Here is a 22,082-nt window from a genome sequence, read left to right as displayed (position 1 = left end):
TTCATATGGCGGCCGCGCCCCGGTCCCCGGCGCGGCCGCCCGTTCGTCCTCGTACCCCAGGAAAGGCGCAACCCCAGTGTGGAGTTCCCGTTACGTCCGGATCGCCGTCTGGACGCTGATCGCGGCGGTCGGCGCGGCCGGCTGGTCCGTGCTGGCGCTCTCCCGCGGTGAGCGGATCTCGGCGGTCTGGGTGATCGCCGCGGGCGTCGGCTCGTACCTGATCGCCCAGCGCTTCTACGCCCGCTTCCTCGCACGCAAGGTGCTGCGGGTCGACGACCGGCGGGCCACGCCGGCCGAGCGGCTCAACGACGGGGTGGACTTCCACCCCACCGACCGGCGCGTGCTGTTCGGTCACCACTTCGCCGCCATCGCCGGCGCCGGTCCGCTCGTCGGCCCCGTGCTGGCGGCCCAGATGGGCTATCTGCCGGGCACCGTCTGGATCATCATCGGCGTGATCTTCGCCGGTGCCGTCCAGGACATGGTGACGCTGTTCTTCTCCATGCGCCGGGACGGCAAGAGCCTGGGACAGATGGCACGCGAGGAGATCGGCGCGGTCGGCGGGGCCGCGGCGCTGCTCGCCGTCTTCGCGATCATGATCATCATCCTGGGCGTGCTCGCCCTCATCGTGGTCAACTCCCTCGCCCACTCCGCCTGGGGCACCTTCTCCATCGGCATGACCATCCCCATCGCCCTCCTCATGGGCGTGTACCTGCGGTATCTGCGCCCCGGCCGGGTCACCGAGGTCAGCCTCATCGGGCTCGCCCTGCTGCTCGCGGCCATCGCGGGCGGCCGCTGGGTCGCCGAGTCCCCGATCGGCGACGCGCTGGTCCTGTCCCCGCAGACGCTGGCGCTGTGCCTGATGGCGTACGGCTTCATCGCGTCCGTGCTGCCCGTGTGGATGCTGCTCGCGCCCCGCGACTACCTCTCCACCTTCATGAAGGTCGGCGTCATCGTGCTGCTCGCGGCCGGGGTGCTGATCTCGCTGCCGGACCTCGCGGTGGCACCGGTCACCGCGTTCGCGCGGGCCGGTGACGGCCCGGTCTTCGCCGGCGGGCTCTTCCCGTTCGCCTTCATCACCATCGCCTGCGGCGCGCTCTCCGGCTTCCACGCCCTGATCTCCTCCGGTACCACGCCGAAGATGATCGAGAAGGAATCGCATGTCGCGCCCATCGGCTACGGCGCGATGCTCATGGAGTCCTTCGTCGCGCTGATGGCGCTGATCGCGGCGTGCGTGATCGACCCCGGCCTGTACTACGCGATGAACGCGCCCGCCGGACTGCTCGGCGACACGCTCCACTCCGCGTCCGCGGCCGTTTCCTCGCTCGGCTTCTCGATCGGCCCGGACGACCTGGCCGCCGCGGCGCGCTCGGTCGGTGAGGAGTCCCTGGTCTCGCGCACGGGCGGCGCGCCCACCCTCGCAATGGGCATGGCCCTCATCCTCGCCAAGGCGTTCGGCAGCGACGGGATGATGGCGTTCTGGTACCACTTCGCGATCATGTTCGAGGCGCTGTTCATCCTCACCGCCGTGGACGCGGCGACCCGCGTCGGCCGCTTCATGCTCCAGGACACCCTCGGCAACGTCCTGCCGCGGTTCCGCGACCAGAGCTGGCGGCCGGGCATCTGGCTCACCTCCGCGGCGGTCGTGCTCGCCTGGGGCTACTTCCTGTGGGTGGGCGTCACCGACCCGCTCGGCGGTATCAACCAGCTCTTCCCGCTCTTCGGCATCGCCAACCAGCTGCTCGCCGCCGTTGCCCTGGCCGTCGGCACGACGCTGCTCATCAAGTCGGGGCGCCTCAAGTGGGCCTGGGTCACCGGCGTTCCGCTCGTGTGGGACCTCGCCGTGACCATGACGGCGAGCTGGCAGAAGGTGTTCTCCGCCGACCCGAAGGTGAGCTTCTTCGCGCAACGGGCGCAGTACCAGCAGGCGCTGGAGGCCGGTGCGGTCCGCGCGCCCGCGAAGTCCGCCGCCGACATGGCGACGATCGTCCACAACTCCACCGTGACGGGCGTGCTCACCATCGCCTTCGCCCTCCTCACCCTCGTGGTGGTCGTCGCCTGCGCGCGCGTCTGTGTGCGCACCGTCCGGGGTGGGGGAGCGCCGGACCTCCGGGAGGCGGCGTACGTCCAGTCCAAGCTCGCCGCGTGAGCGTGCCGCTGCGGCGCGCGCTGCGCCGGGTCCGCTGGTACGTGCGCGAGTTCACCGGCGAGCACGCGTACGGCCGGTACGTCGCCCACGCCCGCGCGCAGGATCCCCCGGCCCCCGTCCTCTCCCGGGCGGCCTTCGAGCGGTACCGCACCGACCGCCGTGACGAGGATCCGCTGACCGGCCACCACTGCTGCTGAGCCGCCGACGACAGCCCGGCCCCGGGCCCGGAACTTCCCGGGCCCGGGGCCGGTGGTCCAATGGCACGCCCCCGGACCTGCCCGAACCCGTGCCACTGGTCCAATGGCACAGCGATTTCATGGTCTGTTGAGCCAGTGTGGTCCCGGATGTTCTGATGGTCATGTCGATGGCGCTGCGGATTCCGCGGCGCCTTTTTCATGGCGTGACACGACGTGACACCGACGCGGCACGACGTGACGCGCACGGACGCGTCAGCGGAACGCAGAAGGGGCGGGGATCTGTGCTCAAGAGGATGTTCGTGGCTCCGGATCCGGGGCGGCTGCGGTTGCGCAGCGCGTTGCGGGCGGTGCTCGGCATCGGATCGGCGGTGGCCCTGTGCGGGCTGACCGGTCACTCACTGGCCGCGGCGATCACCGGGGGCCTCGCGGCCCTGCTGGCGCTCTTCACGGTCCTGGACCCGACGGTCCGCGGGCAGGCGGTCACGACCGCGCTGCTGCCGGCGGTCGGCTTCCCCGTACTCGCCCTCGCCGCCGTGCTGCACGACCACCCGGTGGCCAGGGACGCGGCCTTCCTCGCCGTGGTCGGCGCAGGGGTGTACGCCCGCCGGTGGGGACCGCGCGGGCACTCCCTCGGCGTGTTCGCGTTCATGATGTTCTTCGCCACCCAGTTCCTGCACACGGTCCCCGGCCAGTTGCCCGAGCTGTACGGCGCGATGCTGCTGTCCCTGATGGCCGCCGCGACCGTGCGCTTCGGACTGTGGTGCTACGAGCGCCGGCTGCCGGCGCCCGCCGCGGTCCCGCCCCTGACCGCCGGCACCGGGCTCGCCCGGCCGACCACGCGGCAGGCGCTGCAGGCCATGGCCGGCGGTGCCTTCGCGCTCGCCGCGGGGCAGGTGCTGTCGCAGGAGCGCTGGTACTGGGCGGTCGGGGCGACGTGGTGGGTCTTCGTGAACACGGCGTCGAGCGGCGAGACGCTGGTCCGGAGCTTCCGGCGGATGCTCGGCACGGTGATCGGGATCGGCATCGGACTGGGTGTCGCGGTGCCGCTGCACGGCGAGCCGGTGGCCACCGCCGCGCTCGTCGCGGTCTGCGTCTTCGGCATCTTCTACACGGCGGCCGTGTCGTACACCTGGATGATGCTCGCCGTCACGGTGATGGCCGGGCTGCTGTACGGGCTCCTCGGGGTGCTGGACCCGGGCCTGCTCGTCCTGCGGGTCGCGGAGACGGGGGTCGGGGCGCTCGGCGCCGTACTGGCGGTCCTGCTCGTCCTGCCCGTCACCACGCACGCCACGACCGACGCCTGGATCCAGCGCGCCCTGCGCTGTGTGCACGCCTGCACCGCCGAGGCCGCAGCGCGCCTCGCCGGCTCCGGCACCGCCGATCCCGCGGCCCGCGTCGTCGAACTGGAGCTGCTGCTCGGCAAGGTACGGGCCTCCCTCGCCCCGCTGGTCCACCCGCTGAGCCCGGTGCGGGCCCGCAAGGGACGGGCCCGCCGGGTGCTCGTCCTGCTCGACGACTGCGCCCGCGAGGTCCGCGGGCTGGCCGCCGTCGCCGCCGACCCGGAGGCCTCCCACGACGACCGCCTCACCGCCGCCTGCCGGCGAGTGGAGGCCGCGGTGGAAGCGCTCACCGCGCCGGGCCCGGCCGCCCGCGCGGAGCGGTACGCGGTGGCCGCCGCGCCGCAGCTCCACGCGACGGAACCGGCCCTCGCCCACCTGCACGGCCTGGAGCACGCCCTCGCCGAACTCGCCGACCCCCTGCGAGCGCCTGCCCGCCGGTCGCTGATCGGCGCCTGAGCCTGATCGGGACCTGAGCTTGATCGGGACCTGAGCCTGATCGGGACCTGGGCCCGATGGGTGCCCGAGCCCTGATGGGCGGCCGGGAAACGCTTTTTCGGGGCCGGGCGGCTCCGCGCAGGTGATCTCCGGCGGGGGCCTCGCCCGGCTGTTAGCGTCGGTGACCGACCGATACGGGGCGTACGAACGAGAAGCGGGGTATGAGGGTGAACGGTGCCGGCCGAAACGTTTCCGGGTGGCGGGCGTACATCGGGTCGACGGCAGGCGGCGCCGGCGTCGTCACCGCCGAGTTCGCCCCGGAGAGCGGCGCGCTCAAGGAGCTGGCCCGCACGGACGCGGTGACCAGCCCCTCCTACCTCGCCGTATCGGCCGACGGCCGGCTGCTGTACGCGGTGAGCGAGACGCCCGACGGCGCGGCGGCGGCCTTCTCGCTCGCGGGGGAGCGGCCCGCACCGCTCGCGCCGCCGGCACCCGTCCACGGCTCCGCCCCCACCCACCTCACCCCGCACGCCGGGCACCTGCTCACCGCCAACTACCGCTCCGGCAGCGTCAGTGCGCTGCCCCTGCGGGCGGACGGCGCGCCCACCGAACCCGGCCCCGGCGGCGTCCTCCAGCACCACGGCAGCGGCCCGCACCCCGACCGGCAGACCGGCCCGCACGCGCACGCCGTGGTGGCCGACCCCTCGGGGCGCTGGGTGCTCAGCGTCGACCTCGGCACCGACTCGGTCCGCGTGTGCGACATCGACCCGGGGAGCGGGGAACTGGTGATGCGGCGCGAGATCGCGATGCGCGCCGGCAGCGGCCCCCGGCACCTCCGCTTCCACCCGCGCGGCCACCTCGCGTACGTCATCAACGAGCTGGACCCCACGGTGACCACCTGCCGCTGGGACGCGGTGCAGGGGCTGCTGACGCCGCTGGGGGAGACGCCCGTACTGCCCGAGGGCGCTGTGACGCCGACCCTGCCGTCGGAGTTCGTGGTCTCGGCGGACGGACGGTTCGGCTGGGCCGCCAACCGCGGCGACGACAGCATCGCCGTACTGGCACTGGAGGGGGACGGGGCGGCGCCGCGACTGGTGACGACCGTGCCGTGCGGCGGCGACTGGCCTCGTGACCTGGCGCTGCACCCGGAAGGCCGGTACCTCTACGCCGCCAACGAGCGCTCCGGGGACGTCACCTGGTTCGCCGTCGACGCGGACACCGGCATCCCCGAACGCGGTGGCTCGCTCCCGGTCCCGTCGGCTTCTTGCGTGGTCTTCGCGCGCTGAACCTTTGGCCGGTCCGACCGGTAAGCCCGGTCCGACCGGTCCGTCCGGGCTGACCGATACCGATTGGCCGGTCCGTTCGGGCGGAGGGTTCGGTGTCGGCCCGAGCGGTTCGGCCCGCGTGGGTCCGATCGGCGTGGCTTCGATCAGCGTAGGTTCGGTCAGCGTCATTTCGGCCCGTGCGGCGCGTTCCCGACGTACGGAAACGCGCCGTACCGGCCGACACGCGCCGCTCGGGTTCAGCCCGCTGGGTGTGTTCAGCCGATAGCGGACGTTCGGTGGTGAGATCGTCCGAATGCCGGGCGCGGCGGCCCGATTCCGGGCAGGCTGGCCGCATGACCGTCGGATTCAGTGGTGAGGTCGCGGAGTACTACGCCCGCTTCCGGCGCGGTTACCGCCCGGAACTCCTGGACGCCCTGCAAGAGACGTTCGGCCTGACCGCCGGCGACACCGCCCTCGACCTGGGGTGCGGCACCGGAGCGCTGGCCGTGCCGCTCGCCCCGCGGGTCGGCGCGGTCCTCGGCATGGACCCCGAACCGGACATGCTGCGGCTGGCCCGCCGCGCCGCCGACGAGGCGGGCGTACGGAACGCCACCTGGGTGCTCGGCGCGGACACCGACGTCGCGGCGCTGGGCACACTGCTCGGCCGGGGCTCCCTGGCCATGACCGTCATCGGCCAGGCGCTGCACTGGATGGACCACGACCGGCTCTTCCGCGAGCTGCGCCCGCTGCTGCGCCCTGGTGGCGGCGTCGCCGTCATCGCCAACGGCGTACCGCTGTGGCAGCAGGAGACCCACTGGTCGGACGCGCTCCGGGGACAGCTGGAGCGGTACTTCGGCATGCCCCTGGAGGCCACCTGCGGCACGGCCGACGACGAACGGTCCGACTACGCCAGGGCGCTGCACGGGGCGGGCTACGACGGGGTGCGCGAGATCGACCACCGTTACCGCGCCGAGCTGACGTTCGAGGAGCTGCTCGGTGGCATCTGCTCCGCCGTACCGGCGGACCGGCTCCCCGGCCCCGAGGAGCGCTCGCACTTCGCCGCCGGACTGCGCGCGGCCCTGCCGGAGGGGCCGTACGCCGAGGAAGTACGGGTCAGAGTGCTGGTGGGACGCACGAGCGGCTGAATGCCTGCGCTGGGGACGCGGGCTGTGCCGGGCCGGTGCCGGGGTCGGCAGGTCCCGGCCGGGTCCCGGGCAGGGGTCGGTCAGGTACGGCGACGGGCCGCCACCGCATGGTGCGGGACGGCCCGTCGGAGGGTTCAGCCACTGGAGAGGGACGCCGACCGCGTGGGGCGGCCGGCGACGGGTCAGCGGGTCGGCGCTCCCTGCGCCGACTGGAGCGTGATGCCCAGCGAGGCGGCGTAGTTGGAGAGGACCAGGCGGCCCACCGCCATGTACGCACCCAGCGCCTCGGCGGAGGCGCAGCCCGCCTCGGCCGCGGCCGCCCCCAGCAGGCCGTCGGCGATCTCCGGGCCGATGAGGTACGGCGCCAGCGCCAGCTGCTGCGAACCGGAGTTCCGCAGCTGCTCGGCCGTACGCGAGATCGCGCCGTCCTCGTCCAGCGCGGCGGCCAGCACCGGCACCGCGAGGCGCGCGGAGAGCAGCATGCCGGTGATGCCGGCGGCCTGCACGGCCTCCTCGCCGCCGACGGTGGCGAGGATGATGCCGTCCGCGGCCGTTGCAACCGTGAAGAGGCGGGCTCGGTCGGCACGCGCCAGGCCGGCCTCGGACAGTCGCACGTGCAGCGCTTCGGCGAGCAGCGGGTGCGGGCCGAGCACATCGGTGAGCTCGGCGGCGGAGCCACTGTTCATGATCGCCTGGCGTATACGGCGGAGCAGGGCGTTGTCGGGCCCCGCGAGCAGCGGCACGACCACGGCGGCCGGGGCGTCCTTGAGGTCCTGCGCACCGGCCTCGATGCGGGCCCTGCGCTCGGCGGCGGCGTGCGAGAGCACGGCCTCCAGCGACGGGAACTCCTCATCGCCGCCGTCGACGTACCCGATGCGCGCGTCGAGGCCGGGCAGCTCGGAGCGGGCGATGCTGGACACCTCCTCCGCCAGGCTGCGCGACGCGGCGGTGGGGGCGCCGGGAACGGCCAGGACGAGCGCGGGCGCGCCCTCGGGCGCGGCGACCGGCTCCGGTCGGCGGTGGCGTCCGGACTGGCGCGGACGCGGCATTCGTACAGGCAGGCCGGGTGCGGGCCCAGTGGGGGAACTCATGGCGCCGCATGCTAACGCCTCTTCGGCACCCGGTGCCGAGGGAGGGCACAGTCGGGTGGTTTGTGTACCGATTCGTCCCGCGCGTCTCCGTGTGAACATCACACGACACGCCGTGTGATCTGCGCTGACTTCTCGTTCGGGCGATCCCGTGGAGAGCGGCGCTGCGGATTCCGCTTAGGGGTCGGAGAGGGCTGAGGGTATGGAGTGAAGGGGGGGGTGATGAAAGGGGTGAAGGCGTCAAAGGGGGCGGCGGGATGGAAGGGGCGAGTGAGGCGGTGGGGGTGAGGGCGAGGAGTCGCGGCGCGGGGAGGGCGGAAGAAGCGTGCTTGCGTGTGCGACTGCGAATCGCCCGGTCTCCGGTCGTCAGTCCGTGACGTGGAGGAGGCGGGCGTCGGTGGGCAGCCGCAGCTCGTCGCGGGCCAGCGCCGACGCGATGAGCAGCGCGCCGTCCAGCGGGTCGCCGGCCGCCGGGACCAGGCGTACGCCGGGGAGCCGCACCGCGAGTGCCGCCCGCAGCGGTTCCAGGAGCGGCTCGCCCACCTTGAACAGGCCGCCGGTACAGGCGACTTCCCGCTCGCCGCGCGTGGTGTCCGGTGGGCAGACCGCGGCCGCGGCGTCGGCGATGTGGTGGGCGGCCTCGTCCAGGATCGCGGCGGCGAACTTGTCCTCGGCGGCGCAGCGCGCCACCTCCGGGGCGAAGGACGCCAGTACGGCGGGCCGGTCGGAGCGCGGGTAGAGCTTGCCGGGCAGGCCGGTGACCGGCCCGAACACCGCCTCCGCACGGGCCAGTAGCGCCGCCGAACCGCCGGGCCGGCCGTCGTACGCACGCATCGCCGCCTCCAGCCCGGCCCGGCCGATCCACGCGCCGCTGCCACAGTCGCCCAGCAGGTGGCCCCAGCCGTCGGCGCGGCGCCAGCCGGTCGCGGCGGTGAGGTCGGTGCCCATCGCGATCATGCCCGTACCGGCCGCGACCACGGCACCGGGGCGCCGGCCGAGGGCACCCGCGTACGCGGTGACGGCGTCGGACGCGAGCGCCAGCCGGTGTGTGCCGAGCGCGCGGGACAGCGCGGACGGCAGCGTCGCGCGCAGGTCGTCGCCGAGCGCGACCATGCCGGCCGCCCCCACGCACACCGCCACACAGCGGCTCTCGGCGCCCGCCGCGCGTACCAACGAGGCGGCCGCCGGGAGCAGCCGGGCGAGGAGGTCGTCGGCGTCGATACCGCCGGGCCCCGTACGGACGGGCTCCTGGAAGTCGACCTCGCCGAGCCGTCGCGCCGGGGCGCCGTCGGCCGGGGAGCCGTCCCCGTACGCGCGGGCGACCGCGATGCGCAGGCCCGAGCCGCCGGAGTCGACGCCGAGCGCCAGGTCCGCCATGGGCTCACCCAAAGCCGCGGGCGTCCTGCTTGAGGGCCGTGTCGACGGTCAGGGCCGTCGCGACCACCAGGCTCAGCAGCGGGTCGGGCAGCTGCTGGTGGATCTGCAGGACGTAGTTGTCGGCCGTGGTGAACATCGTCTTCGCCAGGCCCTCCCACGTCTTGGTGATCCGGGCGATCTCCTGGTCGGCGTGGTCGACGATGGCGAAGTTCCAGGCCCGCCAGTTCTCCGCCTTGATCGCGCCGATCTGCTGGCCGTTGACCACCATGGCGAAGTTGATCTTCCCGATGGCGTTCTGCTGCACGATCTCGCCGACCGGCTGTCCGTCCGGGCGCTCCACCAGCACCTTGGACTTGATGAACTTCGCCGGCCGGGTCATCACCAGCTGCGGCCGGCCGTACGCGTCGCGGATCTCCAGCTTGTGGGTCATGTACTGGTCGAGGCTGGAGACCAGGCGCAGCACCTTCTTGGCCGTGGTCTGGCCGATCTGGACGACCGAGCCGATGGTGTTGCCGTGCTGGTCGAAGACGCTGTACTCGTTCGTCATCTCGATCAGCTTGGCCTTCTGGTTCACGACCAGGACCGGCTCGGTGAACAGCGAACCGCCGCCCCCCGGGCCGGTCGGCGCGACGCCGGCCTGCTGCTGCACCTGGCGCTGCACCTGCCCCGGATCACCGGCGCCGGGGCCCGGCCCCTGCTGCGGGTAGCCGTAACCCTGCGGCATCGGCTGCCCGCCCGGCTGCTGCCCCATCTGCGGATGCGGCCGATGAGGCTGGGGTTGATGAGGCTGCTGGTGCTGCTGGGCGTAAGGCTGGGGCTGCGGCTGGCCGTACGGCTGCTGCGGCGCTCCCTGCCCGTACGGCTGCGCCTGCGGCATTGGCTGCGCCCCGGCCTGACCACCCGGCTGAGGCCCGGCCGGGAACCCCGGCTGACCTCCAGGCAGGCCGCCACCGGGCTGAGCCCCGGGCTGCCCTCCGGGGTAGGCCCCACCCGGCTGAGCCCCCGGCTGGCCGCCACCGGGCTGATCCCCCGGTCGGCCCCCGGCCTGCGGCCCCGGAACCTGACCGTGAGCCTGGCCCTGGTCCTGGCCCTGGCCGTACTCGCCGTGGCCCCCCTGGTTGGCCTGCGGCTGTCCAGGCGGCCCCGGCTGTCCCCCCTGGCCGGGCGCCTGCCCCTGCGCCGGTCCCTGCGCCGGTCCCGGTGCCTGTCCCTGCTGCTGTGCCTGGTCCTGGCCGGCCTGTTGCCGGCCCTGGCCGCCCGGGTGGGTGTGTTCGGTCCACCGGGTGCCGTCCCACCAGCGCAGTTGGTCAGGCGTGCCCTGCGGGTCGGCGTACCAGCCCGCCGGGACGTTCGTGTTCGTGGTCATGCGGGCACACTATCCCTCCAGGTCAGGGCAGCCGCCAGGCCACCAGGTCAGGGCGGCGACGGCCTCCGGATCAGGGCAGCTGCCAGGCGACCGGTTCGGCCCCCTGCCGGGTCAGCAGGTCATTGACCCGGCTGAACGGCCGCGAGCCGAAGAACCCCCGGCCCGCCGACATGGGCGAGGGGTGCGCCGACTCGACCGACGGCACCTGTCCGAGGAGCGGGCGCAGATTGCGCGCGTCCCGTCCCCACAGGACGGCCACCATCGGACGCCCGCGCGCGGCCAGCGCGCGGATCGCCTGCTCCGTGACCTCTTCCCAGCCCTTGCCGCGATGGGCGGCGGGCTTACGGGGCGCGGTCGTCAGGGCACGGTTCAGCAGCAGCACGCCCTGCCGCGTCCACGGCGTCAGGTCCCCGTTGGCCGGCCGCGGCAGCCCGAGGTCGGAGTGCATCTCGCGGAAGATGTTCTCCAGGCTGCCCGGCAGCGGCCGCACCTCCGGTGCCACCGAGAAGCTCAGCCCGACGGCGTGTCCGGGGGTGGGGTAGGGGTCCTGCCCGACGATGAGCACCCGCACGTCGTCGAAGGGCTGTTGGAAGGCGCGCAGCACGTTGCTGCCGGCCGGGAGATACGTACGTCCCGAGGCGATCTCCGCCCGCAGGAAGTCGCCCATCGCGGCGATCCGTCCGGCGACGGGCTCAAGTGCCTTGGCCCAGCCCGGTTCGACGATTTCATGGAGAGGTCGTGCAGCCACGGCGTCACCCTACTGGCCGTGCGGTGGTCCCTATCAACCCGCGCCCCCTTCCCCGGTCACTTCCGTAGCCGCCTCGCTCGGATCACGCCATCCCCGGTCACACCCGACCGGCTCACCGTCCCCCCGTACTACCGCTCCATCGCCCCGGCGCGACAGCTTCCCCGTCCCGGCTCCCGCGCCACCGCCCATGCGTCACCCCGCCCCCGTCCATGCCCAAGCCCGTCGTGGCTCCGAGCGCGGCCCCGCCCGGACCATCGTCCGTGCGCCGTCCCGCAGACGTATCCGTCTGCGTCAGTGCTCGTGCGCAACTCCGCGTACGTCTCCGTCCAGGCCACGACCCCTGCGATACCGCTTCACCGCTTGCGCGCTTCACCGCATCCCCGGCTAGCCCCCTCCAAGCCACCGCGCTCCCCTCCAGGCCACAGTGCCTCCTCCAAGCCACCTCGCCCCTCTCTAAGCCAACGCGGCCGCCCGTACGCAGAGGACGTCCGGTAGATGGGCGGCGAGTTGTTGCCAGGTGTCGCCGTCGTCCGCGCTGGCGTACACCTCGCCGTTGCGGTTGCCGAAGTACACGCCCGCCGGGTCCGCGTCGTCCACGGACAGGGCGTCGCGCAGCACCGTGCCGTAGTGGTCCTCCTGGGGCAGTCCCGCGGTCAGCGGCTCCCAGCTGTTGCCCGCGTCGGACGTGCGGAACACCCGGCAGCGGTGGTCGGCCGGCACCCGGTCCATGTCCGCGGTGATCGGGAAGACGTACGCCACGTCGCCGCGGTGCGGGTGGGCGGCGACCGCGAACCCGAAGTCCGACGGCAGTCCGGTCCCGATGTCCGTCCACGTCCCGCCCGCGTCGTCGCTGCGGTACACACCCCAGTGGTTCTGCAGGTAGAGGCGGTCGCGGTCGGCCGAGTCCTGCGCGATCTTGTGGACGCACTGGCCGAACTCGGGGTCCGGGTCGGGCAGGAAGACCGCCTTCACGCCGCTGTTCGACGGGGACCAGCTCGCGCCGCCGTCGCGGGTGCGGAAGACTCCGGCCGTCGACACCGCCACCGTCACCGCGTCGGCGGTGCGCGGATCGGTGATCACCGTGTGCACGGCGAGGCCGCCGCCACCGGGGACCCACTGGTCGTGCGAGGGGTGTTCCCACAGCGGCCGCACCAGCTCGAACGACTCGCCGCCGTCCTCGGACTTGAAGAGCGCGCCCGGCTCCGTACCGGCGTAGACCACGTCGGGCGCGGCGGGGCCCGCGGGCTGGAGCTGCCACACCCGCTCCAGCGAGCTTCCGGTGTACTCCGGGTACTTCACCGCTGCGCGCTTCGGCTCGACCCAGCTCTTGCCGAGGTCGTCGGAGTGGAACACCGAGGGGCCCCAGTGCGCGCTGTCCGCGCCGGCCAGCAGCCGGGGCGTCGCGCGGCGGGTGTCGATACCGATCGAATAGACCGCCTGGGCGGGGAAATGGGGCTCGCTCAGCTCCCACGTGCCCCGCCTTCGCCGGCCGATGAACAGGCCCTTCCGGGTCCCCACCGCGAGAAGGACATCCTGCGTGCCCATGGTCATGTCACTGCACCTCCGAACGCCGTTGTTCCAGGTACGAGTCAGTCTGCACCCGACCACTGACAACGGCGCTCGGAGCGGTATCCACGCAGGTCGGACGGGGTGTTACGGCCCGCGCCGGGACACGGGCCGGCGGCCGGTGCCGGCCCATGTCGCCATGCCCCGGCACCGGCCGGCCGCCGGCGCGGGCGTCTGTCAGGTCGTGTAGTCGGCGTTGACGCGGATGTAGCCCTCCGTGAGGTCGCAGCCGTAGACCGTGGCCGTGGCGTCTCCGGTGCCGAGCCCGATCGTGATGTCGACCTCGTCCCGCCGCATCGTCTCCGCCAGCCGCTCCAGCGTGTCCGGCCCCGGCTCCTCCGGGTACACCTCGGTCTCCCCGAACCGTACGGTCACCTTCGCCGGCTCGATGTCCGTGTCCTCGGTGTTCTTGCCGATGGCCATCACGACCCGGCCCCAGTTCGGATCGGCGCCGTGTACGGCGGTCTTGACCAGCGGAGAGTTCACCACGCTCTTGGCGACCCGCTTGGCCTGCGCGTAGTCGGCGGCCCGTGCCACCGTGACGCGCAGCAGCTTGCTCGCGCCCTCCCCGTCGCTCGCCAGCTGCCGGGTGAGGTCCAGGCAGACTTCGGTGAGCGCTGCCGAGAAGGCCGCGAGGTCGACCGGGCCGGCCGCCCCGTTGGCCAGCACGGCCACCGTGTCGGAGGTGGACGTGTCGGTGTCCACGCTCAGGCAGTTGAAGGTCTTCTCGACCGCGTCCCGGAGCGCGCCGTCCAGCTCGGCGGGGGAGAGGTCCGCGTCGGTGAAGAGGTACGCCAGCATCGTCGCCATGTTCGGCTCCAGCATGCCGACGCCCTTGGCGACGCCGACGATGCGGGCTCCGCCGACGGTCCTGGCGCTGGTCTTCGGGCGTGTGTCGGTGGTCATCATCGCCCGTGCCACGTCGACGGGGCCCGCTTCGAAGGCCGCCGTGCCGCGCTCCGCCGTCGCCTCCAGGTGCGCGCGGAGGGCGGCCATCGGGAGCGGTCGTCCGATCACGCCGGTGGACCCGATGAGGACGGCGTCGGCCGGGACGCCCAGGATCGCGGCGACCCGGCCGACCACCTCGGCCGCGTTCTCCTCGCCCTGCCGGCCGGTGGCCACGTTGGCGTTCTGCGCCAGAGTGGTGACGGCGCGCAGGTGCCCGCCGGCGGCGTGCGCCCGGCTGAGCACCACCGCGGGGCCCGCGAAGCGGCTGCGGGTGAACATCGCGGCGCTGACGGAAGGCCGGTCCGACGCCACGATCGAGAGGTCGTCCCCGTGCGCCCGCAGGCCTCCGTTGCCGGTGTAGGCACGGAAGCCGGCCGGCCAGCCGAGCTCGTCCGCAACTCCATATGTCGATGCATCAATATGTGTCATGTGGAATATGGTTGCGGACGAGCGGATGCTGATGCAATGGATTTGATGCTGGTGCAATGAATTTGCGGAGGTGGCGGCGTGGGCGGGGCTGAATGGGTATGCGGTTCTTCGTTACTGGCCCAGTACCCGTCCCAGGGCCTCGACCGCCGACGAGAGTTCGCCCTCCTCGATGGTCAGCGGCGGTGCGAGCCGGATGGTGGAGCCGTGGGTGTCCTTGACCAGGACGCCTTCCCGCAGGAGGCGTTCGCTGATCGCGCGGCCCGTGCCCAGCGCGGGGTCGATGTCCACCCCCGCCCACAGGCCACGCGCCCGGAAGCCGGTGACGCCCTTGCCGACCAGGCCGTCGAGGCCGGTGCGCAGCACCTCGCCCAGTTCGGTGGCGCGGCGCTGGTACTCGCCGGTGCGCAGCAGCCCGATGACGGCGGAGCCGACCGCGGTGGCCAGCGGGTTCCCGCCGAACGTCGAGCCGTGCTCGCCCGGGTGCAGCACCTCCAGTACCTCGCGGCGGGCGACGACGGCGGAGACCGGGACGATGCCGCCGCCGAGCGCCTTGCCGAGCAGCAGGACGTCGGGGACCACGCCCTCGTGCTCCACGGCCAGCGTGCGGCCCGTACGCCCCAGGCCGGACTGGATCTCGTCGGCGATGAACAGGCAGCCGGCCCGCCGGGTCAGCTCGCGGACGCCGGTGAGGTAGCCGTCGTCGGGGATGACCACGCCGGCCTCGCCCTGGATCGGCTCGATGAGCACGGCGGCCGTGGTCTCGTCCACGGCGGCTTCGAGGGCGGCGAGGTCGTTGTACGGGACGACGCGGAAGCCGGGCGTGTAGGGGCCGTACCCCGCGCGTGCCTGGGGGTCGGTGGAGAAGCTGACGAGCGTGGTGGTGCGGCCGTGGAAGTTGTCCGCGGCGACCACGATCGTGGCCTGGTCCGGGGCGACGCCCTTGACGTCGTACGCCCACTTGCGGGCCACCTTGATGCCGCTCTCCACGGCCTCGGCGCCGGTGTTCATCGGCAGGACCATGTCCAGGCCCGTCAGGGCCGCCAGCTCCTCGGCGAAGCCGGCCAGCCGGTCGTGGTGGAAGGCGCGCGAAGTCAGGGTGACCTGGTCGAGCTGGCGGTGCGCGGCCTCGACGAGCGCCGGGTGTCGGTGGCCGAAGTTCAGGGCCGAGTACCCGGCGAGCATGTCGAGGTACCGGCGGCCCTCGACGTCCTCGACCCAGACGCCCTCGGCGCGCGCCACGACCACCGGGAGCGGGTGGTAGTTGTGCGCGAGGACGGGGGCCTCCGCGCGGATCAGCTCCGCCGACGAGCGGGGGGCCGGGTCCTGCTGCGAGCGGCTCTCGGGCGTGACGGAGGGGCGGGTGGGCGCGGTCATGGACGGACCTCCTGGGTGCAGCACTTGATGCCGCCGCCGGCCTTGTGGAACTCCGACAGGTCGACGGGGACGGGGACGTAGCCGTGGCGGGCGAGCTGTTCGACGAGCCCCTCGGCCTGCGGGGCGACGAACACGTGACAGCCGTCGGAGACGGAGTTGAGGCCGAACGCCATCGCGTCCTCCCGGGTGGCGGTCACCGCCTCCGGGAACAGCCGGCGCAGCACTTCCAGGCTGCCGGGTGAGAAGGCTTCGGGGTAGTAGGCGACGTTGGTGTCGTCGAGCGCGAAGAGGGCGGTGTCGAGGTGGTAGAAGTACGGGTCCACCAGCTGCAGGCCGATCGTCGGCACGCCGAGGAACTCCTGCACCTCCCCGTGCGCCTCCCGCGTCGTGCGGAAGCCCGTACCGGCCAGGACGTAGTCGCCGACCGGTACGAGGTCGCCCTCGCCCTCGCACACGGCTTCGGGGGCCCGTACGTCGAACCCGGCCGCCCGGAACCACGCCTCGTACGCGGCGGACTCGGGGCGGCGTTCCGGGGCGAGGAAGCGTGAGCCGAACACCCGGCCGCCCACGACGAGTGCCGAATTCGCCGCGAACACCATGTCCGGCAGGTCCGCCACCGGCTCCACGGTCTCGACCGTGTGGCCGTGATCGCGGTACGCCTGGACCAGCGCCGCCCACTGGCGCTGTGCCAGTGCGGTGTCGACCGGCGCGGCGTCACGCATCCAGGGGTTGATGGCGTACCGCACCTCGAAGTGGCGCGGTTCGCAGACCAGGTAGCGCCGCGGACGCGGTACACGGGGTGGGCGCACGATCGTGCGCACGGCCTCTTCGGGCACGGCCGCAACCGGTATGGCCCCGGCGGGGACGGGCTCGACGGGCACGGGCTCGCGCACGAGTGCGGACACGGGTTCGGGCACGGCGGGGTCCTCCGTTTCCGGCGGCACGGCAAGGGGCGTCCCACCGGTGACGTGGGGTCATCGATGGGTGACGTTGGGATGTCTCAACGGTAGAAAGCCGCTGATGCGCCGGACAAGTCCGGAACGCTGCGTACCGGCGCAGCGAACGTGCGCAGATTGCTGGCTCGGCGCAGGGTTCGTGCGTCGGTGGAACCGGTGTGTCCGATGATCCGTATGGGGTCGACCTAACGGACGGGGGAGGCGGGGTCGTCGGGGCCGTAGCCCTGGACGGCGGAGGATCCGGCGCCGGCCTCCGGGCTGTCCGGGATCAGGTGCGAGAGGACCATGTAACTGATCGTCTTGCGGATGAAGGACTCGGTCCGGATGCGCTCCAGCACCTCTTCGAAGTGCTCCACGTCCGTCGCTCGGACGTGCAGCAGCGCGTCGGCACCGCCGGAGACCGTCATCGCGGCGGTGATCTCCGGGTACCTGCGGACGACCTCGGCGATCCGGCGGGGCGGCGCCGCGCCGTCGCAGTACACCTCGATGTACGCCTCGGTGCGCCAGCCGAGCGCGGCGGGCCGGACCGTTGCGGTGAACCCGGTGATCACGCCGGTTTCGCGCATCCGGTCCACCCGGCGTTTGACCGCGGTGGCCGACAGGCCGATGGCCGTGCCGATCTCGGCGAAGCTGGTCCTGGCGTTCGCGGTCAGGGCCGCGATGATCTTGCGGTCCAACTCGTCGAGCGGGCCGGATGCGTGGGCCATGGCGGGTGGTTCCTCCGTCGCAGGGATCTGGCCGTACGGATCCTATGGAGCGTGCCGAGTAGAGGGGGGCGGGGCGCCCCGCCGGCCGCGGATGTCGCGGTCCGCGGGCGTCGGAGGGGCCATGCGGGGTACCCGAGTGGCCGCGCGGCGCCCACCGGCTCCGTGGTCCTACATCCTGTAGGGTTACCGACCGGGACCCTACAGGTTGTCGGATCAGCTGCAGGAGGAGCGCGTCATGCATGACCCGCCGGACCCCACCGGGCTCGCACACGCCGAAGTGGCCGAGGTCTGGCCGCGTGACGGCCTGATCCGGATCATCGGCCGCGTCGTGGGCGCGCCCACCGGAGCCGGCGCGCTGATCGCCCGGGTGCGCGGCGCACCCGACGCGGAACTGCGACTGCCCGCCGAGGGCCGGGAAACGCGGTTCGAGGCGCCCGTCCCGCTGGACGGGCTCGCCGCCGCCACGCCGGAGGGCGAACGGGTCTGGGATCTCTACCTCGTTCCCGACGGCCAGGAAGAGGAACTCCGGCTGGGGCGTCATCTGGACGACGTGCACGGCAAGAAGAAGATCTTCACCTACCCCGCCCAGACCTCCGGCGGCCGGCGTTTCGAGCCGTACTACACCATTCAGGACAACCTCTCGATCGTCTGCGACGGGGAGGTCGCCCGATGAAGATCCGCTTTCTGCTGCTCAACGCCTACGCGGTGGGCGGGACCGTGCGCACCGTCGTCAACCAGGCCAACGCGCTGGCCGCCGCCGGCCACGACGTCGAGGTCGTGAGCGTCCACCGGCACCGCGCCGAACCCCGTTTCCCGCTGCACCCCGGCGTCCGGCTGACCCCGCTGGTCGACGGCACGGACCCGCCGTCCCGCTGGACCCGCCCGCTCGCGTACCGGCGGCGCCGCCGCCCCAGCCGGCTCGTCCCGGAGGCCGAGGTCCGCTACGACCGGTTCAACCGCCTCACCGACCAGCGCATCGTGCGCTACCTGCGCTCCCTGCGCGACGGTGTGCTGATCACCACCCGGCCCGCCCTGAACCTCCTCTCCGCCCGCTTCGCGCCCGCCTCGGTCGTCCGCGTCGGCCAGGAACACCTGCACTACTCCCATCACAAGCCGGAGCTCGCCCGCGAGATCGACCGCTGGTACCCGCGGCTGGACGCGGTGACCGTACTGACCGCGGCCGACGAGGACGCCTACCGGCAGCGGCTCGGCGACGGCGGCGTCCGCGTCGTCTGCGTCCCCAACCCGCTCTCGGAAGAGGGCGTCCCGCCGCTCTCCGCGCTCGACCGGCCGCTCGTCGTCGCCGCCGGCCGGCTGGTCAAGGGCAAGGGCTTCGCCAAGCTCATCAAGGCCTTCGAGCCGATCGCGCGGGCACACCCCGAATGGCAGCTGCGCATCTTCGGGGCGGGACCCGAACACGACCGGCTGCGGAAGCTCATTCACGGCCGGCATCTCTACAACCACGTCTACCTGATGGGCGCCACGCAGGAGTTCGACCGGGAGCTGGCCAAGGCCTCGGTCTTCGCCCTCGCCTCACGGCGCGAGGGGTTCGGCATGGTGCTGGCCGAGGCGATGAGCCACGGCATCCCGCCCGTGAGCTTCGACTGCCCGCACGGCCCCCGCGAGATCATCACCGACGGCGAGGACGGCCTGCTCGTACCCCTCGGCGACATCGAGGGGATGACCGCCGCGCTCACCCGCCTCGTCGAGGACCGCGACCTGCGCAGGAAGCTCGGCGGGCACGCGGCGGAGGCGGCCCGCCGCTACGCCCCCGACCGTATCCGCGGCCGGTGGGAGGACCTGCTGGCCGAACTGCTCGGGGCCAAGGGGAAGGCGGGCCGGCCGGGCGGCGCGGGTGCGCCCTACGAGTTGTAGGGTGCACGCATGACAGGGAGAAACCCTCGTGGCAGAGGGGAGCGCCGCAGCGCCGGGACGCTGGAGAGCGAGGTACTGGCCGCCCTGTGGGCGACCGAGGAGCCGCTGACGCCGGCGGAGGTGCAGGCCGGGATCGGCGGCGACCTCGCGTACAACACCATCCACACCATCCTGAAGCGGCTGCACGACAAGGACCTGGTCGTACGGGACGCCGGGGGCCGGCGCGGCGCCTACCGGCCGGCCAAGAACGCCGCCGAACTGACCGCCGAGATGATGCACCAGGCCCTGGACAAGGGGCCGGATCCGATCGCGGCGCTGGAACAGTTCGTCACCGGCCTCAGTGCCGAGGAAGAGACCGCGCTGCGGCGGTTCCTGACCGCCGGCCGCGACGGTCACTGAGCGGACCGGCCGCCCGGCGGCAGGACTCATCGCACGTGGCGCGCCGGCCGGGTGGCCCGGTACAGCAGGTACTCCAGCGGCCCGCGCCGGAACAGCCGCCGCCACACGAGAGCGAACACCATCGCGCCCACGGCGAAGCCCAGCAGCGTCAGCGGCTCACTGGAGTCGGACCAGTCCTCCGTGCCCAGCGTCCGGATGGCCACGATGTGCAGCACGTACGCCGTCAGGGACATCGCGCCGACCGCGATGACCGGCGCGGCCACCCGCCGGAAGCCGGGCAGCCGGTCCAGGGCGACGAAACAGCCGGCCACCACGAGGAGGGCGACGCCGGTGTTGCCCATGATCGACGGGGTGGTCTGGCTGTGCGGCGCGGCCACCAGCAGCCACTCCCGGAAGAGGAGGGTGGGATCGCCGACGGTGTCGGACCACCAGGCCGAGGACGGGGAGTCGCCGTCCGAGCCCGCCGCGACGGCGGCCGAAACGTTCGGGATCAGGCGCAGGGCCAGCCAGGAGCCGCCGTAACCGAGCGCGGCCAGCGCGGCACCGGTGTACGCGAGCCGGACCCGCACCGCGGTCCGGGTGAGGTCGAGCCGGGCCACCGCCATGCCGGCGATCAGGAACGGAATCCAGGTCAGCACCGGATAGGAGCCGGTGAACAGCAGGTCCATGACGCCGTCGTAGCCGTTCACCGCGCGCAGCGGGTCGTGGGCGTCGACCGCGTCGCCCCAGCTGCTCCCGGCGATCCAGACCTTGAGCAGGAACAGGTCCTGGGGGAACACCAGCGCCGTGGCGGCGGCGATCGTCGCGAGGGCGCCGGCGCCGAGCCGGTACAGGGGGAGTGCCACGACGAACGCCACCGCGTAGTAGGCGAGGATCACGTCGATGGAGGTGTCCAGTGCGGTGAGCGCGGTCCCCAGGATCAGCAGGATGACCGCGCGGATGGCGACCCGGGTCATGGCCTGCCGGCCCGCGCGCCCGGTGCGGGGTTCGGGGCGGCCGGTGATGAGGACGATCGAGAAGCCGGCGAGCAGCGCGAAGAGGGCGGAGGAGCGGCCCCGCGCGACCTCCATGAAAAAGCCCACCGGGCCGCCGTCCGACGGGTCGGGGCCCACATGGGCCGCGAACATGCCCAGTACCGCGAGGCCACGGGCGAGGTCGACGCCCACCAGCCGGGCGGTGCCGGTCCCGGAGACGGGAGGTGACGGGCAGTCAGGTGTGGCGGCCCTGGACCGGCCGCCCCGGGGCGCCGTCTCCCGCGCACCGGACGGAGTGCGCGACGGCATGGATAAGTGGCGCATCTTGGGCAGATTCTGCGGCATGGGCCCAAGATGCCCGCATCGGGCGGAGCGGGGAACGGTTCGTGGGAATTCAGTGACGCATTCGTCACTGCGCGGTACGGTGCGCCCCGCTCAAAGGCTCCGGAATCCGGACGGTTAGGCTGCTCAACAGTTGTTGATTTTCCCCAGTCCCAGCCGCGTACGCCCCGGATGACGGCTGCGCGGCGCCCGAGGGAGCGAACCATCTTGCGCATCCTTTTCACCGCCCAGGCCGGCTATTCGCACCTCGCGCCGCTGGTGCTGCCGGCGGCCGAGAGCGCCCGGCGGGCGGGCCACGAGGTGGCCGTCGCCACCGGGGCGGCCGTCGCGGACCACATCGAGCGGCGCGGGCTGACCGCGCTGCGGCTGCCGAACGTGGTGGGGCTCGGCGAGGTGCTGCAACAGGGCGACCTGCGGCCGCCGGCCGAGATGCGCCGGTTCGGCTCGGTCACCATCGAGCTGGAGCCGGAGTTCTTCGCGCGGGCCTTCGTGGGCCGGCTGGCCGGCCCCTGCGCCCGCGACCTCGTCGAGGTGTGCCGCGACTGGCGCCCCGACCTGATCCTGCACGAGTCCACCGAGTTCGGCGGCTACCTGGCCGGTGAACGGCTCGGCATCCCGCACGGCGTGCTGGACATCGCGCCGATGGCGCCGTACGGCCACCCGGCCGTCGCCGAGGAGCTCGACAAGCAGCGCGCCGAGCTGGGCCTGAGCCCGGTCGCCGACCCCTGGCACGTCTTCCGCACCTTCCGGGCCGGCGTCGTACCGGAGGACTTCTACCCCGAGGCGCAGCGGCTGCCCAGCGCCCACTACTACCGGGTGCCCGCGCCCGCCGAGGAGATCCTCGATCCGGAGATCGCCGGGCTGCCCGCCGACCGCCCGCTCGTCCTCGCCACGCTGGGCTCCAACGCGACCCACTTCCCCGGCGACGGCGCCGCGCGCCTCCTCGACACCATCATCGGGGCGCTCGGTGAACTGCCGGTCACCGGTGTCGTCGCGCTCGGCGCCGGCAACGACCCGGCGGAGTGGACCGGAGCCCGCGCCGACAACGTCCACCTGACCTCGTTCGTCCAGCAGGAACTGCTCCTCCGGTCGAGCGACGCGTTCATCACGCACGCCGGCTTCAACGGGACCCGCGAGGCGCTGGCCGCCGGCGTCCCCATGGTGGCCGTCCCGCTCTTCGCCGAGCAGTCCCACAACGCCGCCCGGCTCCAGGAGATCGGCGTGGGCCGCCGCATCGACGTCCAGGACCTCACGCGCGAATCCCTGACCACGGCCGTACGGTCCGTACTGGAGGACCGCGTCTGCCGCGCCCGCGCGCGGGCCCTGCAGCGCCGCTCCCACGCCCTCCCCGGCCTGGACCGGCTCGTCACGGACGCGGTGGCCGCCACGGCGGACGCGAGCTGAC

The 22,082-nt window shown here is 73.1% G+C and carries 19 protein-coding genes and 1 pseudogene; 9 read left to right on the top strand and 11 right to left on the bottom strand.

Features of this window, described 5'->3' with window-relative positions:
* The first annotated feature begins 76 nt into the window (after positions 1 to 76).
* From ACZ6WH_RS14335 to ACZ6WH_RS14315, 5 genes are all read left to right on the top strand, one after another.
* The gene (locus tag ACZ6WH_RS14335; protein WP_469728425.1) at positions 77 to 2,146 is read left to right on the top strand and encodes a carbon starvation CstA family protein; all 2,070 of its coding nucleotides are present in this window, start codon (positions 77 to 79) and stop codon (positions 2,144 to 2,146) included.
* Positions 2,143 to 2,343: a CstA-like transporter-associated (seleno)protein gene (locus tag ACZ6WH_RS14330; RefSeq protein ID WP_469728424.1), complete on the top strand. Its 201-nt coding sequence runs from the start codon at positions 2,143 to 2,145 to the stop codon at positions 2,341 to 2,343. Before ACZ6WH_RS14335 ends, ACZ6WH_RS14330 begins: the two co-directional genes overlap by 4 nt.
* A 281-nt stretch (positions 2,344 to 2,624) precedes the next feature.
* The gene (locus tag ACZ6WH_RS14325) at positions 2,625 to 4,139 is read left to right on the top strand and encodes an FUSC family protein (RefSeq protein ID WP_469728422.1); all 1,515 of its coding nucleotides are present in this window, start codon (positions 2,625 to 2,627) and stop codon (positions 4,137 to 4,139) included.
* A gap of 200 nt (positions 4,140 to 4,339) precedes the next feature.
* Positions 4,340 to 5,404, top strand: coding sequence for a lactonase family protein (locus tag ACZ6WH_RS14320; protein ID WP_469728421.1), 1,065 nt, complete (start codon positions 4,340 to 4,342; stop codon positions 5,402 to 5,404).
* A gap of 332 nt (positions 5,405 to 5,736) precedes the next feature.
* Complete coding sequence (locus tag ACZ6WH_RS14315) at positions 5,737 to 6,528, top strand: class I SAM-dependent methyltransferase (protein WP_469728419.1); 792 nt, start codon at positions 5,737 to 5,739, stop codon at positions 6,526 to 6,528.
* A gap of 182 nt (positions 6,529 to 6,710) precedes the next feature.
* On the opposite strand, the gene ACZ6WH_RS14310 is transcribed toward ACZ6WH_RS14315, so the two are convergent.
* The 10 genes and pseudogenes from ACZ6WH_RS14310 to ACZ6WH_RS14265 all read right to left on the bottom strand — a co-directional run bounded on the left by ACZ6WH_RS14310 (position 6,711) and on the right by ACZ6WH_RS14265 (position 17,087).
* Entirely contained in the window at positions 6,711 to 7,619 is a 909-nt protein-coding gene (locus tag ACZ6WH_RS14310) for a sirohydrochlorin chelatase (protein ID WP_469728417.1), read from the bottom strand.
* A gap of 363 nt (positions 7,620 to 7,982) precedes the next feature.
* A complete protein-coding gene (locus ACZ6WH_RS14305; RefSeq protein WP_469728416.1) occupies positions 7,983 to 8,993 on the bottom strand; it encodes an N-acetylglucosamine kinase in 1,011 nt (336 codons plus the stop codon).
* A gap of 4 nt (positions 8,994 to 8,997) precedes the next feature.
* The gene (locus tag ACZ6WH_RS14300; RefSeq protein ID WP_469728952.1) at positions 8,998 to 9,870 is read right to left on the bottom strand and encodes an LURP-one-related/scramblase family protein; all 873 of its coding nucleotides are present in this window, start codon (positions 9,868 to 9,870) and stop codon (positions 8,998 to 9,000) included.
* Positions 9,871 to 10,251: 381 nt separating this feature from the next.
* A pseudogene (locus ACZ6WH_RS14295) lies at positions 10,252 to 10,359 on the bottom strand (DUF2510 domain-containing protein); the annotation flags it as partial.
* 70 nt (positions 10,360 to 10,429) lie between these two features.
* The gene (locus ACZ6WH_RS14290; protein ID WP_469728415.1) at positions 10,430 to 11,107 is read right to left on the bottom strand and encodes a uracil-DNA glycosylase; all 678 of its coding nucleotides are present in this window, start codon (positions 11,105 to 11,107) and stop codon (positions 10,430 to 10,432) included.
* A 453-nt stretch (positions 11,108 to 11,560) separates the two neighbouring features.
* On the bottom strand, positions 11,561 to 12,658 hold the full coding sequence (locus ACZ6WH_RS14285; protein ID WP_469728413.1) for a WD40/YVTN/BNR-like repeat-containing protein: 1,098 nt from the start codon (positions 12,656 to 12,658) through the stop codon (positions 11,561 to 11,563).
* 192 nt (positions 12,659 to 12,850) lie between these two features.
* Positions 12,851 to 14,050 carry a bifunctional glutamate N-acetyltransferase/amino-acid acetyltransferase ArgJ gene (gene argJ / locus ACZ6WH_RS14280; protein WP_469728411.1) on the bottom strand — a complete coding sequence of 400 codons (1,200 nt, stop codon included), beginning with the start codon at positions 14,048 to 14,050 and terminating at the stop codon, positions 12,851 to 12,853.
* 111 nt (positions 14,051 to 14,161) lie between these two features.
* Entirely contained in the window at positions 14,162 to 15,424 is a 1,263-nt protein-coding gene (gene rocD, locus ACZ6WH_RS14275) for an ornithine--oxo-acid transaminase (protein ID WP_469728409.1), read from the bottom strand.
* The gene (gene ddaH / locus ACZ6WH_RS14270) at positions 15,421 to 16,233 is read right to left on the bottom strand and encodes a dimethylargininase (protein WP_432864963.1); all 813 of its coding nucleotides are present in this window, start codon (positions 16,231 to 16,233) and stop codon (positions 15,421 to 15,423) included. The genes rocD and ddaH overlap by 4 nt, the downstream gene beginning before the upstream one ends.
* A gap of 332 nt (positions 16,234 to 16,565) precedes the next feature.
* Entirely contained in the window at positions 16,566 to 17,087 is a 522-nt protein-coding gene (locus ACZ6WH_RS14265) for an Lrp/AsnC family transcriptional regulator (RefSeq protein ID WP_432861521.1), read from the bottom strand.
* Between the two features lie 235 nt (positions 17,088 to 17,322).
* Between ACZ6WH_RS14265 and ACZ6WH_RS14260 the strand changes: the two genes are divergently transcribed.
* Genes ACZ6WH_RS14260 through ACZ6WH_RS14250 form a run of 3 tightly spaced genes read left to right on the top strand, consistent with a single transcriptional unit; the run spans position 17,323 to position 19,361 of the window.
* Positions 17,323 to 17,760: a hypothetical protein gene (locus ACZ6WH_RS14260; protein WP_469728407.1), complete on the top strand. Its 438-nt coding sequence runs from the start codon at positions 17,323 to 17,325 to the stop codon at positions 17,758 to 17,760.
* Positions 17,757 to 18,962: a glycosyltransferase family 4 protein gene (locus ACZ6WH_RS14255; protein WP_469728405.1), complete on the top strand. Its 1,206-nt coding sequence runs from the start codon at positions 17,757 to 17,759 to the stop codon at positions 18,960 to 18,962. Before ACZ6WH_RS14260 ends, ACZ6WH_RS14255 begins: the two co-directional genes overlap by 4 nt.
* 9 nt (positions 18,963 to 18,971) lie before the next feature.
* Positions 18,972 to 19,361, top strand: coding sequence for a BlaI/MecI/CopY family transcriptional regulator (locus ACZ6WH_RS14250; RefSeq protein WP_469728403.1), 390 nt, complete (start codon positions 18,972 to 18,974; stop codon positions 19,359 to 19,361).
* Between the two features lie 26 nt (positions 19,362 to 19,387).
* On the opposite strand, the gene ACZ6WH_RS14245 is transcribed toward ACZ6WH_RS14250, so the two are convergent.
* Complete coding sequence (locus ACZ6WH_RS14245) at positions 19,388 to 20,680, bottom strand: DUF418 domain-containing protein (protein WP_469728401.1); 1,293 nt, start codon at positions 20,678 to 20,680, stop codon at positions 19,388 to 19,390.
* Between the two features lie 204 nt (positions 20,681 to 20,884).
* Between ACZ6WH_RS14245 and ACZ6WH_RS14240 the strand changes: the two genes are divergently transcribed.
* Positions 20,885 to 22,081 (top strand): glycosyltransferase, encoded by a 1,197-nt coding sequence (locus ACZ6WH_RS14240; RefSeq protein ID WP_432861536.1) that lies wholly within the window; start codon positions 20,885 to 20,887, stop codon positions 22,079 to 22,081.
* Position 22,082: the final 1 nt, after the last annotated feature.

This window comes from Streptomyces sp. NPDC050806 (genome assembly GCF_055586425.1).
This window is presented reverse-complemented; position numbering and strand designations above follow the sequence as displayed.

Bases quoted from the DNA above. Each gene is read 5' to 3' on its own strand.
- ACZ6WH_RS14305 (WP_469728416.1), bottom strand. From the start codon at position 8,993: ATGGCGGACCTGGCGCTCGGCGTCGACTCCGGCGGCTCGGGCCTGCGC.
- ACZ6WH_RS14320 (WP_469728421.1), top strand. From the start codon at position 4,340: ATGAGGGTGAACGGTGCCGGCCGAAACGTTTCCGGGTGGCGGGCGTAC.
- ACZ6WH_RS14245 (WP_469728401.1), bottom strand. From the start codon at position 20,680: ATGCCGCAGAATCTGCCCAAGATGCGCCACTTATCCATGCCGTCGCGC.
- ACZ6WH_RS14260 (WP_469728407.1), top strand. From the start codon at position 17,323: ATGCATGACCCGCCGGACCCCACCGGGCTCGCACACGCCGAAGTGGCC.
- ACZ6WH_RS14315 (WP_469728419.1), top strand. From the start codon at position 5,737: ATGACCGTCGGATTCAGTGGTGAGGTCGCGGAGTACTACGCCCGCTTC.
- ACZ6WH_RS14250 (WP_469728403.1), top strand. From the start codon at position 18,972: ATGACAGGGAGAAACCCTCGTGGCAGAGGGGAGCGCCGCAGCGCCGGG.
- rocD (WP_469728409.1), bottom strand. From the start codon at position 15,424: ATGACCGCGCCCACCCGCCCCTCCGTCACGCCCGAGAGCCGCTCGCAG.
- ACZ6WH_RS14310 (WP_469728417.1), bottom strand. From the start codon at position 7,619: ATGAGTTCCCCCACTGGGCCCGCACCCGGCCTGCCTGTACGAATGCCG.
- ACZ6WH_RS14265 (WP_432861521.1), bottom strand. From the start codon at position 17,087: ATGGCCCACGCATCCGGCCCGCTCGACGAGTTGGACCGCAAGATCATC.
- argJ (WP_469728411.1), bottom strand. From the start codon at position 14,050: ATGACACATATTGATGCATCGACATATGGAGTTGCGGACGAGCTCGGC.
- ACZ6WH_RS14285 (WP_469728413.1), bottom strand. From the start codon at position 12,658: ATGACCATGGGCACGCAGGATGTCCTTCTCGCGGTGGGGACCCGGAAG.
- ACZ6WH_RS14255 (WP_469728405.1), top strand. From the start codon at position 17,757: ATGAAGATCCGCTTTCTGCTGCTCAACGCCTACGCGGTGGGCGGGACC.
- ACZ6WH_RS14300 (WP_469728952.1), bottom strand. From the start codon at position 9,870: ATGCCGCAGGCGCAGCCGTACGGGCAGGGAGCGCCGCAGCAGCCGTAC.